The sequence below is a fragment of the Leucobacter sp. USCH14 genome, from assembly GCF_037619215.1.
Classification (GTDB): domain Bacteria; phylum Actinomycetota; class Actinomycetes; order Actinomycetales; family Microbacteriaceae; genus Leucobacter.
Window position 1 is genome coordinate 150,258 of record NZ_JAQPZP010000005.1, and the last position, 13,913, is coordinate 164,170.

The 13,913-nt window shown below is 68.6% G+C and carries 13 protein-coding genes; 10 read left to right on the plus strand and 3 right to left on the minus strand.

Translation table 11 applies throughout. From position 1 onward, the window contains the following. Nucleotides 1-12 precede the first annotated feature (12 nt). The 7 genes from PQI23_RS07350 (at nucleotide 13) to PQI23_RS07380 (ending at nucleotide 8,685) form a co-directional block, all read left to right on the plus strand. The gene (locus PQI23_RS07350) at nucleotides 13-717 is read left to right on the plus strand and encodes an HAD family hydrolase (protein WP_339973043.1); all 705 of its coding nucleotides are present in this window, start codon (nucleotides 13-15) and stop codon (nucleotides 715-717) included. Beyond that, nucleotides 714-3,263 carry a glycoside hydrolase family 65 protein gene (locus PQI23_RS07355; RefSeq protein ID WP_339973045.1) on the plus strand — a complete coding sequence of 850 codons (2,550 nt, stop codon included), beginning with the start codon at nucleotides 714-716 and terminating at the stop codon, nucleotides 3,261-3,263. The genes PQI23_RS07350 and PQI23_RS07355 overlap by 4 nt, the downstream gene beginning before the upstream one ends. A 92-nt stretch (nucleotides 3,264-3,355) precedes the next feature. Continuing rightward, the gene (gene fdxA / locus PQI23_RS07360; protein WP_339973047.1) at nucleotides 3,356-3,676 is read left to right on the plus strand and encodes a ferredoxin; all 321 of its coding nucleotides are present in this window, start codon (nucleotides 3,356-3,358) and stop codon (nucleotides 3,674-3,676) included. A 7-nt stretch (nucleotides 3,677-3,683) separates the two neighbouring features. Then, nucleotides 3,684-4,799 carry a succinyldiaminopimelate transaminase gene (gene dapC / locus PQI23_RS07365; protein WP_339973049.1) on the plus strand — a complete coding sequence of 372 codons (1,116 nt, stop codon included), beginning with the start codon at nucleotides 3,684-3,686 and terminating at the stop codon, nucleotides 4,797-4,799. A gap of 161 nt (nucleotides 4,800-4,960) precedes the next feature. Beyond that, nucleotides 4,961-6,253: a citrate synthase gene (locus PQI23_RS07370; RefSeq protein ID WP_339973051.1), complete on the plus strand. Its 1,293-nt coding sequence runs from the start codon at nucleotides 4,961-4,963 to the stop codon at nucleotides 6,251-6,253. 45 nt (nucleotides 6,254-6,298) lie between these two features. Beyond that, nucleotides 6,299-7,069, plus strand: a complete 771-nt coding sequence (locus tag PQI23_RS07375; protein ID WP_339973053.1) for an ABC transporter ATP-binding protein — start codon at nucleotides 6,299-6,301, stop codon at nucleotides 7,067-7,069. Then, nucleotides 7,051-8,685 carry a transporter gene (locus PQI23_RS07380; RefSeq protein WP_339973055.1) on the plus strand — a complete coding sequence of 545 codons (1,635 nt, stop codon included), beginning with the start codon at nucleotides 7,051-7,053 and terminating at the stop codon, nucleotides 8,683-8,685. Before PQI23_RS07375 ends, PQI23_RS07380 begins: the two co-directional genes overlap by 19 nt. 34 nt (nucleotides 8,686-8,719) lie before the next feature. On the opposite strand, the gene PQI23_RS07385 is transcribed toward PQI23_RS07380, so the two are convergent. Together PQI23_RS07385 and dapD are read right to left on the minus strand one after the other, a co-directional pair. Beyond that, nucleotides 8,720-9,955, minus strand: coding sequence for an MFS transporter (locus tag PQI23_RS07385; RefSeq protein ID WP_339973057.1), 1,236 nt, complete (start codon nucleotides 9,953-9,955; stop codon nucleotides 8,720-8,722). A 224-nt stretch (nucleotides 9,956-10,179) separates the two neighbouring features. Next, complete coding sequence (dapD, locus tag PQI23_RS07390; RefSeq protein WP_339973059.1) at nucleotides 10,180-11,136, minus strand: 2,3,4,5-tetrahydropyridine-2,6-dicarboxylate N-succinyltransferase; 957 nt, start codon at nucleotides 11,134-11,136, stop codon at nucleotides 10,180-10,182. A 68-nt stretch (nucleotides 11,137-11,204) separates the two neighbouring features. Here dapD and dapE point away from each other — a divergent pair, with 68 nt between their 5' ends. Both dapE and PQI23_RS07400 read left to right on the plus strand, forming a co-directional pair. Then, nucleotides 11,205-12,350 (plus strand): succinyl-diaminopimelate desuccinylase, encoded by a 1,146-nt coding sequence (gene dapE / locus PQI23_RS07395; protein WP_445238412.1) that lies wholly within the window; start codon nucleotides 11,205-11,207, stop codon nucleotides 12,348-12,350. Between the two features lie 107 nt (nucleotides 12,351-12,457). Then, entirely contained in the window at nucleotides 12,458-12,628 is a 171-nt protein-coding gene (locus PQI23_RS07400; RefSeq protein WP_075201434.1) for a DUF3117 domain-containing protein, read from the plus strand. Nucleotides 12,629-12,680: 52 nt separating this feature from the next. Here the strand turns inward: PQI23_RS07400 and PQI23_RS07405 are convergent, their stop codons facing one another. Continuing rightward, nucleotides 12,681-13,346 carry an O-methyltransferase gene (locus tag PQI23_RS07405; protein WP_339973065.1) on the minus strand — a complete coding sequence of 222 codons (666 nt, stop codon included), beginning with the start codon at nucleotides 13,344-13,346 and terminating at the stop codon, nucleotides 12,681-12,683. 185 nt (nucleotides 13,347-13,531) lie between these two features. On the opposite strand from PQI23_RS07405, the gene PQI23_RS07410 reads away from it, so the two are divergent. Beyond that, a complete protein-coding gene (locus PQI23_RS07410; RefSeq protein WP_339973067.1) occupies nucleotides 13,532-13,906 on the plus strand; it encodes a twin-arginine translocase TatA/TatE family subunit in 375 nt (124 codons plus the stop codon). The last annotated feature ends 7 nt before the right edge of the window (nucleotides 13,907-13,913 follow it).

Genomic DNA, 13,913 nt, shown 5'->3' on the forward strand with positions numbered 1-13,913 from the left:
AGGAACTACCGGGTGATCGATCGGTACGACGCGTATCTTTTCGACCTCGACGGGGTGATCACGCCCACCGTCGAACTTCACAAACGGGCCTGGCAGGAGACGTTCGACGCCTTCTTCGCGTCGCGGGGGGAGGCGCCGTACGAGGGGCGCGAGTATTTCGCGTTCCTCGACGGCCGCCCGCGCTTCGCGGGTGTCGAGGCGCTGCTGACCGACCGCGGCGTCGTGCTGCCCGAGGGGGAGGATCTCGACGAGGGATTCACGTCGGTGCGCGGCGTCGGCAACCGCAAGAACGCGGCCTTCGTCGAGGTGCTCGACCACGATGGCATCGCGGCGTACCCGGGATCGGTGCGATTGCTGGATCACCTGGCCGAGCGCGCAGCGCCTCTCGCGGTGGTGTCGAGCTCGCGCAACGCCGAGCCCGTGCTCCGTGCCGCGGGCTTGAGCGACCGCTTCCGAGCGGTGGTCGACGGCATCGTCGCGACACGAGAGGGCCTGCCGGGCAAGCCGGCGCCCGACACGTTCCTGCGCGGCGCGGAACTGCTCGGTGCGGACCCCGCGCGCACCGTCGTCTTCGAAGACGCCGCATCGGGGGTCGCCGCGGGCCGCGCTGGGGACTTCGGTCTCGTCGTCGGCGTCGACCGCGGCGCCGGTCGCGAGGCGCTGCTCGCCGCTGGTGCGGACATCGTCGTTTCCGATCTTGAGGAGTTGCTGGGATGAGCCCGGAGTCGTTCGACGGCCCCTTGAAAGAACTGCGACGAGATTTCGGCGATGACCCGTGGCGCATCGTCGTGCGCGGCATCGACCCGACTCGCGCGGGCGAGGACGAGACGGTGTTCTCGCTCGGCAACGGCTACCTCGGCATGCGCGGCAACCACGAGGAGGGGCTGCCCCTCGGCAGCCACGGCACGTTCTTGAACGGCCTGCACGAGACCTGGCAGATCAGGCACGCCGAGAACGCGTACGGGTTCGCGGAGCACGGGCAGACGATCGTCAATGTGCCCGACGCGAAGACGATTCGCATCTACGTCGACGACGAGCGCCTCAATCTGGAGTCCTCCGACATCCTCGATGTGCGGCGGATCCTGGACCTCAAGACGGGAACGCTCACGCGCTCGCTGCTGTGGCTGACGCCGACCGGCAAGCGCGTGCGGGTGGAGACGCGCCGCATGGTGTCGTTCGCCGCTCGTCACCTCGCGACCGTCGAGATGCGCGTCACCGTGCTCGACGCGGACGCCGACCTCACGGTCAGCAGCCTCGTCGTGAATCGGCAGGATCTCGGGCGCGTGCACACCGAGACGCCGGCGCGGGGGAAGGGCACTGCGGATCCCCGTCGAGCCGAGCAGTTCACCGATCGCATTCTCGACCCGGGCCAGACCCTTCACGACGGGGGCCGCTCCGTGCTCACCTATCGCGTGCGGGACTCGCAGATGACGCTCGGCGTCGGGGTCGACCACCACTTCGACGGCGGTGACGGCGAGGCGAACGAGGGCGGCGACTGGCGGCACCGGATCGACAAGTCGCAGGATCGCGTGCGTCACGTCTATCAGGGCACCGCGCGAGAGGGGCGCACCGTGCACGTCGTGAAGACGGTCGCGTACCACTACTCGTCGACCGCGGTGCTCTCCGAGATGATCGACCGCTGCATGCACTCGCTCAACAGCGCGAACGCGGAACCGCGCGACGCGCGCTGGGAGAAGCAGCGCGAGTACCTCGAGGCGTTCTGGGCGCGGAGCGACGTGCGCGTCGACGCCGACCCGGGCGTGCAGCAGGCGATCCGCTGGAACCTGTTCCAGGTCGCGCAGGCATCGGCGCGCGCCGACGGTCGCGGTATCGCGGCGAAGGGCCTGACCGGCTCGGGGTACGGCGGCCACTACTTCTGGGACACCGAGATCTACGTGCTGCCGTTCCTGACCTACACGTCGCCGCTGTGGGCGCGCAATGCGCTGCGGGCTCGGGAGCGGATGCTGCCGCAGGCGCGGATGCGAGCCGCGATGCTGAACGAGGACGGGGCGCTCTTCCCCTGGCGCACCATCAACGGCGAGGAGGCGAGCGCGTACTACGCCGCCGGAACCGCCGGCTATCACATCAACGCCGACATCACGTACGCGCTCGCTCGATACGTCGCAGCGACGGGTGACCTCGAATACGTGCTCTCGGGCGCCTCCGACATCGCCGTGGAGACGGCGCGTCTCTGGGCGAGCCTCGGATTCTGGCGACGCGATGCCGAGGGTGTGGAGCGCTTCCACATCCACGGCGTCACCGGGCCGGACGAGTACACGACGGTCGTGAACGACAATCTGTTCACCAATGTGATGGCGCGCTTCAACCTCCGGTTCGCCGTCGAGGTGGCCCGCCGTCTCCAGGCGGAGGCGCCCACGCACTACGGGGTGCTCGTCGATCGTCTGGGCCTTACCTCGGACGAGATCGATGCGTGGGAGCGGGCCGCCGAAGGGATGACCGTGCCGTACTCCTCCGAGCTCGGCATCCACCCGCAGGACGCGCACTTCCTCGACCGCGAGGTCTGGGATCTCGCGGCGACGCCTCCGGAGCAGAAGCCGCTGCTGCTGCACTTCCATCCGCTGGTGATCTACCGCTTCCAGGTGCTCAAGCAGGCGGACGTCGTGCTGGCACTGCTGCTCGCGAGCAACGAGTTCTCGCAGGATGAGAAGCGACGGGACTTCGACTACTACGACGCCCTCACCACGGGGGACTCGACGCTGTCAGCCGTCGTGCAGTCGATCATCGCCGCCGAGGTCGGATATCGCGACCTCGCCTACCGGTACTTCGATCATGCGCTTCGGGTCGATCTCGACGACCTCCACGGGAACGCGGCCGACGGCGTGCACATCGCCTCCACCGGCGGGGTGTGGATGATGCTGGTGCAGGGCTTCGCCGGGATGCGCGATGTGGGTCGGCAGCTCACCTTCGACCCGCGGCTCCCCGATCACTGGGGGTCGCTGGAGTTCCGCCTCGAGTGGAGGGGGCAGCGCTTCGAGGTGCGCCTGGAGCGCGAACGGATCCGCTTCGAACTCCTGGAGGGCGAGGGCCCCGTCGTCGTGCGCGTGCGGGAGCAGGACGTGCGCATCGTCGCCGGAGAGCCCGTCGAGGTGGCGCTGGCGGATCAGGGGCCGGATCTCGGATCGTTCACCGGCCTCTCGGCAGGCATGCTTCCCCGCGAGGGCGACAGCGGCGTGGTCCCCGAACTCTCCGCCGAGGTCCCGGTCGTCACGACATCGATTCCCACTCGTCCGTTCGAGGGCTGACGGCAGCGCGCCGACCGGTTCTCCTCCGCGAGCGCGAGTAGGATGGGGGAAGCCGGTTCTTCCCGGTTCCTCCCGAGCGAAAGGCGGTTCCCGTGACGTACGTGATCGCTCTTCCGTGCGTCGACGTGAAAGATCGCGCGTGCGTGGACGAGTGCCCTGTCGACTGCATCTACGAGGGCGAACGGTCCCTCTACATCCATCCGGATGAGTGCGTCGACTGCGGAGCCTGCGAACCGGTGTGCCCGGTCGAGGCGATCTACTACGAGGACGACCTCCCGGAGGAATGGGCGGACTATTACAAGGCCAATGTCGAGTTCTTCGACGAGATCGGCTCTCCGGGCGGTGCCGCGAAGACGGGCGCGTACGATTTCGATCATCCGATCATCGCCGCGCTGCCGCCGCAGGCCGACTAGCGCGCGCATGCGACAGGCACTTCCCGAGTATCCCTGGGACGCGATGGAGCCGTATGCGGCTCTGGCTGCGCAGCACCCGGAGGGCGCGCTGAACCTCTCGGTCGGCTCGCCGGTGGATCCGACCCCGGCTGCGGTGCGCGACGCGCTCGCCTCGGCGACCGACGCGCACGCCTATCCGGCGACGGCTGGTTCGGCCGCATTGCGCGAGTCCATCGCCGAGTGGTTCGAACGTCGGCGCGGCGTCACCGTCGCGCCGGAAGCGGTGCTGCCCACGGTGGGGTCGAAAGAGCTCGTCGCGCTCCTGCCGTTCCTGCTCGGGATCGGTGCGGGCGAGGCCGTCGTCTTCCCGACGATCGCGTACCCGAGCTACGCCATGGGAGCGGCGCTGGTCGGCGCCGATGCAGTCGCCTCCGACGAGCCGGCGGACTGGCCCGAGCACACGAAGCTGGTCTGGATCAACTCGCCCTCGAACCCGGATGGCCGGGTGCTCGACGTCGACTCCCTGCGAGCCGCGGTGGATCGGGCCCGGGAGCTGGGCGCCGTGATCGCGGGAGACGAGTGCTACGCCGAGTTCGGGTGGGATGCGCCCTGGGACGAGCGGCCGATCCCGTCCATTCTCGACCCGCGCGTGGTCGGCGACGATCACCGCGGTGTGCTCAGCGTGTATTCGTTGAGCAAGCAGTCGAACCTCGCGGGGTATCGTGCGGCGTTCCTCGCGGGCGACCCCGACCTGGTGGCGCAACTGCTGACCGTGCGCAAGCACGCCGGGTTGATGCTGCCGGCGCCGGTTCAGGCGGCGATGCGGATCGCCCTCGCCGATGAGTCGCACGTCGCCGAGCAGCGCGCCCGCTACCGACGACGGCGAGATGTGCTGCGGCCCGCGCTCCAGGCCGCCGGATTCGAGATCCACGGCAGTGAAGCGGGCCTCTACCTCTGGGCGACGCGGGGGGTGGATGCCTGGGAAGCGGTGGCGCAGTTCGCCGAACTCGGCATCATCGTCGGCCCCGGTCACTTCTACGGCGACGTCTCACCGCGCCACGTACGTCTCGCACTGACGGCTCCGGACGCGGAAATCGCTGCCGCCGCGGCCCGTATCGGCAGCGCTCCGGTCGCCGGGAAGTGACGCCGCCCGAATCGACATTTCGCTTCACATCGAGATATTCTGAGCCGAGCGCGGCGCGTGCGCGCCGCGGCCCACGGTTCTCCGGAGAGCCGATAGGGTGATAGGAATGGCCGTGTCATACCCGACGCAGCGCCAGCATTGAGACCTCACGAGGAGACGACGTGACCGAATCGACGCAGGGCCCGGCCACCGCCAAGCTGACCTTCCCCGGAGGCTCCGCCGAATTCCCGATCGTCGACGCGGTCGACGGGCACCCGGCTATCGACGTCAGCACCTTCACGAAGCAGAGCGGACACACGGCGCTCGACTACGGGTTCGTGAACACCGCGTCGACGAAGTCGAAGATCACCTACATCGATGGTGACGAGGGCATCCTGCGGTATCGCGGCTACCCGATCGAGGAGCTCGCGCGGCATTCCACGTTCCTCGAGGTCGCCTACCTGCTCATCTACGGCGAACTGCCGACCGCGGACCAGCTCGGCGCCTTCGACGAGGAGATCCGTCGCCACACGCTGCTCCACGAGGACATGCGGTACTACTTCGAGGGCGTGCCGCACACCGCTCACCCGATGGCGGTGCTCTCGGGCGGTCTGCAGACGATGTCGACGTACTACGAGTCGTCGCTCGACACCGCGGTTCCCGAGTTCGTAGAGGTGAACACGATCCGGCTGCTCGCGAAGCTTCCGGTGCTCGCCGCGTACGCGCACAAGAAGTCCATCGGTCAGGCGTTCCTCTACCCCGATAACAATCTCAACTTCGTCGAGAACTTCCTCCGCCTCAACTTCGGCAACAAGGCGGAGAAGTACGACATGAACCCGGTGCTCGTCGATGCGCTCGACAAGCTTCTCATTCTGCACGCCGACCACGAGCAGAACGCGTCGACGTCGACGGTGCGCCTGGTGGGATCCACCGGCGCCAACATGTTCTCCTCCGTCTCGGCGGGCATCAACGCGCTCTCCGGACCCCTCCACGGCGGAGCGAACGAGGCCGTGCTCGACATGCTCGCGCGCATCCGCGACTCGGGTCAGAGCGTGGAGACCTTCGTCGAGAAGGTCAAGAACAAGGAGGACGGGGTGAAGCTCATGGGCTTCGGCCACCGCGTCTACAAGAACTACGACCCGCGCGCCCGCATCGTGAAGGAGAGCGCCGCGCGCGTGCTCGAAGAGCTCGGTGTGAACGACCCGCTCCTCGGTCTCGCCCAGGAACTCGAGCAGATCGCGCTCGAGGACGACTACTTCAAGGAGCGCAAGCTCTACCCGAACGTGGATTTCTACACGGGCGTGATCTACAAGGCCATGGGCTTCCCGACTCGCATGTTCACGGTGCTCTTCGCGATCGGGCGCCTGCCCGGCTGGATCGCGCAGTGGCGCGAGGCTCGCGAGGACAGCCAGACGAAGATCGGGCGCCCGCAGCAGCTCTACGTGGGATCCGGGGAACGCCACCTCGATCGCTAAGGCGAGGACTCCCGGCCTGCCGGGGCACTTCGATAGGCTTGCCCTATGGACTCGACCACGACCGCGCCCGCCCTCGAGATCCGCGCACTCGCCAAGCGATTCGGCGAGAAGATCGCCGTCAACGGTGTATCGCTCGACATCCCCACGGGATCCTGCTTCGGGCTCGTCGGGCCGAACGGAGCGGGCAAGACCACGACGCTGTCGATGGCGACGGGACTGCTTCGGCCGGATGCGGGCCAGGTGCGGATCGGCGGCGTCGATGTGTGGGAGAACCCCACCGAGGCGAAGCAGCTCGTCGGCGTGCTTGCCGACGGCGTGAAGCTGTTCGACCGTCTGACCGGCGAGCAGTTGATCACCTACACCGGCCTGCTCGGCGGGCTCGACAGAGAGACGGTGGCGCGGCGCGCGGCCGACCTCCTCACGATGCTCGATCTGAACTCCGCAGCGCAGACCCTGGTCGTCGATTACTCGGCAGGCATGACGAAGAAGATCGCGCTCGCGTGCGCCCTGGTGCACGCGCCGCGGCTGCTCGTGCTCGACGAGCCGTTCGAATCCGTCGACCCGGTATCGGCAGCCAATATCCGCGACATTCTGCAGAGTTTCGTGCGCGGCGGCGGCACGGTGATCGTCTCGAGTCATTCCATGGACCTGGTCGAGCGCATGTGCGACCACGTCGCGGTCATCGCCGGCGGACGGGTGCTCGCAGCCGGCAGCGTCAGCGACGTACGCGGATCATCAACGCTCGAGGAGCGCTTCGTCGAGCTCGTCGGCGGGCGTGCGCACGTGGAGGGCCCGTCGTGGCTGAGTCGCTCCTGACGCCGGCCGCGCCGCCCGCCGCGACCGCAACCACTGGGGCGGTTCCGCGCATCCGCGCGCTCGTGCAGCTGAGGTTCCTGGTGATGTGGAACACGCTGCGCCGCCACCCCTGGCAGCTCGTCGGCGCGATCATCGGCGCGCTCTACGGACTCGGCGTGCTCGGGCTCGTGTCGATCGGACTCGTCGCCCTCGCCTTCGGAAGCCCGGAGCTCGCGAGAACGGTGCTGATCCTCGCCGGGGCCGGGCTCATCGTCGGGTGGGCGCTCGCACCGATCGTCTCGACGGGCATGGACCGCACACTCGACCCCGCCCGGCTGGTGGCGGTGCCGATGCGCACGGCCGTGCAGCTCGCCGGCATCTCGATCGCGAGTCTGCTCGGCATTCCCGGGATCGTGACTCTGCTCCTCTCCGCGGGTACCTCGATCGCCTGGTTCCGAACGCCGGCTGCGCTGGTCGCCGCGGTCGCGCTCGCACCCGTCGCCGCGGCCACGTGCGTGCTCGCGTGCCAGGTGACCGTGACTGCGCTCTCGCGCGCGGCGGGACACCGTCGCTTCCGAGAGATCATCGGCGCGCTGGTGCTGCTCGTGCTCGTGCTCGTCGGCCCGTTGATCTCCGTCGCCAGCGAGGGCGTCGCCTCGATCGCCGACCGGCTCCCGGCGCTCGCCGAAGGCGTGTCGTGGTCACCGCTCGGCGCCGTCTGGGCTGTGCCCGCGGAGATCGCGGCCGGAGCCGGACTCGCGGCGGTCGCGAAAGCGCTGATCGCCCTGGCGACACCGGTCGCCCTGTTCTGCGCCTGGGCCGCCCTCTACCGCGCGAATCGGGGAGCGGCGGGCGCTGGATCCCGCACGAGCGCACAAGCCGGCCTGGGGTGGCTCGGTCGCTTTCCGGCGACGCCCCGCGGAGCCGTCGCGGCGCGAGCGCTCATCTACTGGTTGCGCGATCCGCGGTATCTGCAGAGCCTCATCGTGGTGCTCGTCATGCCCATCGTGTTCGGGTTCGTCGCGGCATCGTCGAGCCTTCCGATCATGCTTCCGGGATCCACCGTGCTCGTCGCCGCGCTCCTCTCGCTCGGAACCTTCACGGACGTCTCCTACGACGGCACTGCCTTCAGCGTCCACGTGCTGCGCGGCGTTCGGGGAATCGATGATCGTCTCGGACGCGTGTGGGCGAATGCGATCGTGGCCGTGCCGCTCATCGTCATCGTCGCGGTCGTGACGACAGCGCTCGTCGATCGCTTCGATCAGCTGCCGACGCTGGCGGGCCTGACGGCCGTGATCACGCTCGGAGGCTTCGGCGTTGCGAGCGTCTGCTCGGCGATCTTCGTCATGCCGGTTCCTCAGGCCGGGGAGAACCCCTTCTCGTCGAAGCCGGGCGCGGGGATGCTGAGCCTCGTCGGTATGGCCGGATCCTACGGTGCGCTGACGGTGCTCGCGCTCCCGACGATCGCCTGCACCATCGCGGCGGGGGTTACGGGACGACCGCTCTGGGCATGGGTCACTCTCGCCGTCGGCGTCGTGTCCGGCATCGCCGCCTGCTGGGGCGGGGTCCGGTGGGGAGCGAGAATCTTCGATCGGAGGGCGCCGGAGCTGTACGCGCGCGTGACGGCTCAGGCGTGAGCACGCGCATGTGTGCGGCAGCGGGGGGCCGCCGTCAGAGCGTGACTCCCGCGGGTTCGGACGCGGGGCGGGCGACGGTCGGTTCCGGCTTCGGAATCATGGCGGCCGCGAGGAGGCCGATCACGGCGACGCCCGCGAACAGGTAGAAGCCGCCCGGGTAGGCGAGGCCCGCCGAGACCAGTGCACCGGTGATCCAGGGCCCCGCGATCGCGCCGAGCCGACCGACGCCGGCCGTGAACCCCATGCCGGTGGCGACGAGCGCCCGCGGGTAGGTGTATCCGACGAAGGCGTAGACGAGCACCTGTGCGCAGAACACGAAGACGCCCGTGACGAGGATCACGAGGTTGAGTGCGAGAACCTGAGTCATCTTGACGCTGAGCAGCGCGAGGAGCGCAGCCGCAGCGGCGAACCAGACCAGCGTCGTCCCCTTGATGCCGCGCGCATCGCCCACCCGCCCGCCGATGAGCAGTCCGAGGACCGCACCCACGTTGAGTATGAGGAGCATGATGAGCGAACTGGAGATGTTGTAGCCGGCGAGCTCCATGATCTTCGGCATCCAGGTGTTCAGGCCGTATACGAGGAGCAGGCCCATGAATGCTGCGATCCAGAGCCCGATCGTGGCGCGGGCGCGACCCTCGGTGAAGAGGTCGCGGACCCCGTAGCGGCGCTCGGGCGCTGCGGAGGCCTGCGGATGCGGAGAGTGATGCGTCTCCGGCAGCTTGAACCACATGAGCGGGAGCGTCGCGAGCCCGAGACCGCCTCCCATGATGAACAGCCACGCCCAGTGCTCGTGCGCCCAGAAGGCGGTGAGCGAGGCGAGCACGGCGCCCACGTGGTAGCCGGTCATGGTGAAGGTCGACGCGCCGGCCCTCCTGCCGCCCGGCGCGGTCTCCTGCATGATCGTGAGGGCGATCGGCATGCACCCTCCGAGACCGATTCCCGCCACCAGTCGCGAGACGGCCATGAGGGCGACGCTCGGCATGAGGGGGAACAGCAGCGTGCAGGTCGAGAAGACCAGAATGCAGAGCATCAGCGCGAGACGGCGGCCCAGGCGATCGGACACGGGCCCGACGAGCGCGGCGCCGAGCCCGACGCCCACGAGCGAGATCGTGGAGATGAAGGTCATATCTTCGACCGTGACGCCGAGATGACCATGCGCATCGCTGGTCATGACGGGAATCGTGGCGCCGAGGGCGACGATGTCGAATCCGTCGAACATGACGGTGAGCCAGCACAGACCGATGATCCATCGGCGTGATGAAGTTCTCAAGGTGCACTCCGTTGTGTGGTGAGAGGGAAGCTGGGCAGGCGGCAGTCTCCTGCGACTGGGCGAGGGCTCCGATCCAGTGTTGCGCGTGCGCGGCCGCCCTCATGAGCGTTCTCCGCCGATTGGGTGTTCCCGCTCGTGCGCACCGGTAGTGCTCTCGGTCAAATGAAGCAGCCGCGCCCCTCCGTTGCGGAGGAGCGCGGCTGACTGCGATCGATCTGAGCGGGTTACGCGTGCAGCGCTGCGTTGAGCTCGATGCCGCTGCCCTCTCTGGGGAGCACCTCGACCGCGCCCGTTCGCGAATTCCGACGGAAGAGCAGCTTCGGAATACCCGAGAGCTCGACAGCTTTCACCTCTACAGCCGTGTCGGGGGCCTCCGCGGTGCCGTGCGGCAGCACGACCTTCGTGCCGGCGGTGACGTAGAGGCCCGCCTCGACGACGCAGTCGTCGCCGACGGAGATGCCGATGCCCGAGTTCGCGCCGAGCAGCGCGCGTTCACCGACCGAGATGCGCTCGGTGCCTCCGCCCGAGAGCGTGCCCATGATGGACGCGCCGCCTCCGATGTCAGAGCCATCGCCGACGACGACGCCCTGCGAGATGCGGCCCTCCACCATCGACGCGCCGAGGGTGCCCGCGTTGAAGTTCACGAACCCCTCGTGCATCACGGTCGTGCCCGGTGCGAGGTGCGCGCCGAGGCGGACGCGCGAGGCGTCTGCGATGCGCACCCCCGCCGGAACGACGTAGTCCGTGAGTCGTGGGAACTTGTCGACGCCCACCGCGGTGATGCCGGCGCGCTTGAGCTGCGGCAGCCGCGCGGCGTACTCCTCGGGGAGCATCGGGCCCGCGGTCGTCCAGGCGATGTTGGGGAGCTGGCCGAAGATGCCGTCGAGGTTGAGCGCATTGGGGCGCACGAGGCAGTGGGAGAGCAGATGGAGCCGCAGATACGCGTCTTCGGTCGACGCAGGTGCGCTGTCGAGATCGATCTCGACATTCACGAAGCGCAGTTCGACGCCGCGCAGTTCGTCCGCTCCGGTGAGGCCGGCGAGTTCGGCAGGGGCAATCCAGGGCTCGCGGTCGTCGGGGCGCGAACCGAGAGCGGGAGCGGGGAACCAGGCGTCGAGAACGATCCCGTCGGTCGCGATCGTGGCGATACCGGCGGCCCATGCGGAGCGAGATGCAGTCATGGGTTCCATCGTATCGCCGCGGCGCCCGCGCATGCGGAGCGGCTCGACCAGGCAATAGTGTGGTTCGGGTGAGCAGTGATTCGATCCCGACGCCCCCTCCCTCCTCCGACTCCGCGGTCAGCGCCGTGCTCGATCCCGCGCTCGGCCCCGTGGAGCTCACGCGGCAGCTCTGCAACATCCCATCGGTCTCCGGTGACGAGCGAGCGATCGCCGACGCCGTGGAGGCGGCGCTTCGCACGCACGCGCCGCACCTCAGCGTGGTGCGCGACGGCGACACGCTGATCGCTCGCACGGAACTCGGGCGGGAAAGGCGGGTCGCCATCGCGGGGCATCTCGATACCGTGCCCATCAACGAGAACCTCCCGGTCCGCGACCTGGTCGACGGCCGCTCCGGCGAGCCGATGATCTGGGGCCGCGGGACGGTCGACATGAAGGCGGGTGTCGCGGTGCAGCTCGCCCTCGCGATCGAGCTGGTCGAGCCGTCGGTCGACCTGACCTGGATCTGGTACGACCACGAGGAGGTCGCTTCCGACCTCAGCGGTCTCGGGCGTGCGATGCGCCATCATCCGAGCCTGTTCGAGGCTGATTTCGCGATCCTCGGGGAACCGTCGAACGGTACCATCGAGGGGGGCTGCAACGGGACGCTTCGTGCGCGCGTCAGCATGAGCGGGAAGCGGGCGCATTCCGCGCGGAGCTGGATGGGGGTGAACGCGATCCATCGCGCCGGAGAGCTGCTCGATCGTCTCTCCGCGTACGAACCGGAACGCGTGTGGGTCGACGGCCTGGAGTACCGCGAGGGATTGAACGCCGTGCGCATTGAGGGCGGCGTCGCCGGAAACGTCATTCCGGACCACTGCTCGTTCGAGGTGAACTACCGGTTCGCTCCGAGTCGCAGCGGCGAAGAGGCGGCCGCGTTCGTGCGCGCGTTCTTCGAGGACGCGGACGAGGTCGAGATCACCGACCTCGCTCCGGGCGCACGACCGGGCCTCGACGCGCCGTTGGCGAAGCGCTTCGTCGAAGCCGTCGGCCGGGAGCCGAAGGCGAAGTTCGGGTGGACCGACGTTTCGCGCTTCTCGGCCCTGGGAATTCCAGCGGTGAACTTCGGGCCCGGGGATCCGCTCCTCGCCCATGCGGATGACGAGCGGGTGCCGGTCTCGCAGATCGAATCGAGCACTGCAGCGCTTCGAGCGTGGCTCTCCCGCGGTCTCGCATGATCGTCGTATTCCGCTCAGGCCCGCTCACGACGCGTTCGGGAAATTAGCCTCGCCTGGGTGGATACCGATAAAATGGAATCCGTGCATCAAACCTGCAAGGAGGCGTCATGGCTGCAATGAAACCGAGGACCGGGGACGGGCCCATGGAAGCGGTGCGTGAAAGCCGCTTGATCGTGGTCCGTGTACCGCTCGAGGGCGGCGGACGTCTGGTGGTGTCGGTGAACGATCAGGAGGCCGCGGAGCTGCGCGACGTCCTCGCGGGTGTTCTCGACGGCTGAAGCTCCGGTTCCTCGGCCGTGACGGCCGATTCCTGGGGCGAACCCCCTGCGCCTATCGACGCGGGGGGTTCGCTGCTTCCGGCGCGTCGCCGTCGAGACGCACCAGCGTCAGCAGCCCATCGCCGGCGGGGGAGAGCATCGGTGCGATCGCGGGGGACTCCGCGACCAGTGCGAGCAGGTCGCGCATCGCCTGAACGTCGTCACCGCGGGACGCCGGATCGGGGACTCGCCCGTGAGCGAAGGCGCCGGGCACCACGATGCATCCGCCCGGGCGCACGATGCCGAGCGCGTTCTCGAAATGCTCGAGCAGCTGGGCAGGCTCGGCGTCGAGCAGCACGAGGTCGTAAGCGGCGAGGTTCATCCGCGGCATGACGTGACGAGCGTCGCCCTCGATGAGGCGCAGGCGCGACGCGACGATTCCGGCATCCGAGAACACGCTGCGCGCCTCTCGCAGATGCTCCGGCTCGATCTCGATGGATGTGAGCGTCGCATCGGGGGCGTGTCGCAGCAGCGAGAGGCCGCTGACGCCGACCCCGGTGCCCACCTCGCAGATGGCCTGCGCGCGCGCGAGCACGGTCAGGCCGGAGAGCTGCGCGCCGACCGAACGGCTGACGGGTTCGACGCCGAGCTCGAGCGACAGGCGACGGGCGCGCACGAGCGCATCCGTTTCGCCGGGGTACTGCTCGGCATACTGCCAGTTGCGTTCGAGCTTGCTCACGATCTCCTCCGGTGATGTTCCGCTGCGCGGCGCCGAGTTGCAGACGCGGCGGAGCGATCCTAGATCACCAGCGTAGAGCCGCGGGCCCGGACGCATCATCGCACACGCTGATCGCAGGGAAAGCGGTGCCGCGCATGGTGCCGATTTCACGTCACCCGCGCCGAGCGAGCGCTACGATAGCCATCATGGGCCTGACGATCGACAAGATCCTGGTGATCCTTGTGATCGCCATGTTCGTGCTGGGTCCGCAGCGCCTCCCGATCTATGCTCAGAAGCTCGGCGAGCTGGTGCGCAACGTGAAGCGCATGGCGGACGGCGCGAAGGATCGCCTGCGCGACGAGATGGGGCCCGAGTTCGACGACGTCGACTGGCGCCAGCTCGATCCTCGCCAGTACGATCCCCGCCGCATCATCAGGGACGCTCTGCTCGAGGATGAGCGCGAGGCCCGAGCGGCGACGCGGCGCGCCAGCATGGCAGAGGCCGAGGCGAGACGAGGGATCAGACCAGAAGCGGGCGGCGGCTCGGAACGGGTGCTGCACTTCGACGAGGAAGCGACGTGATGGACGG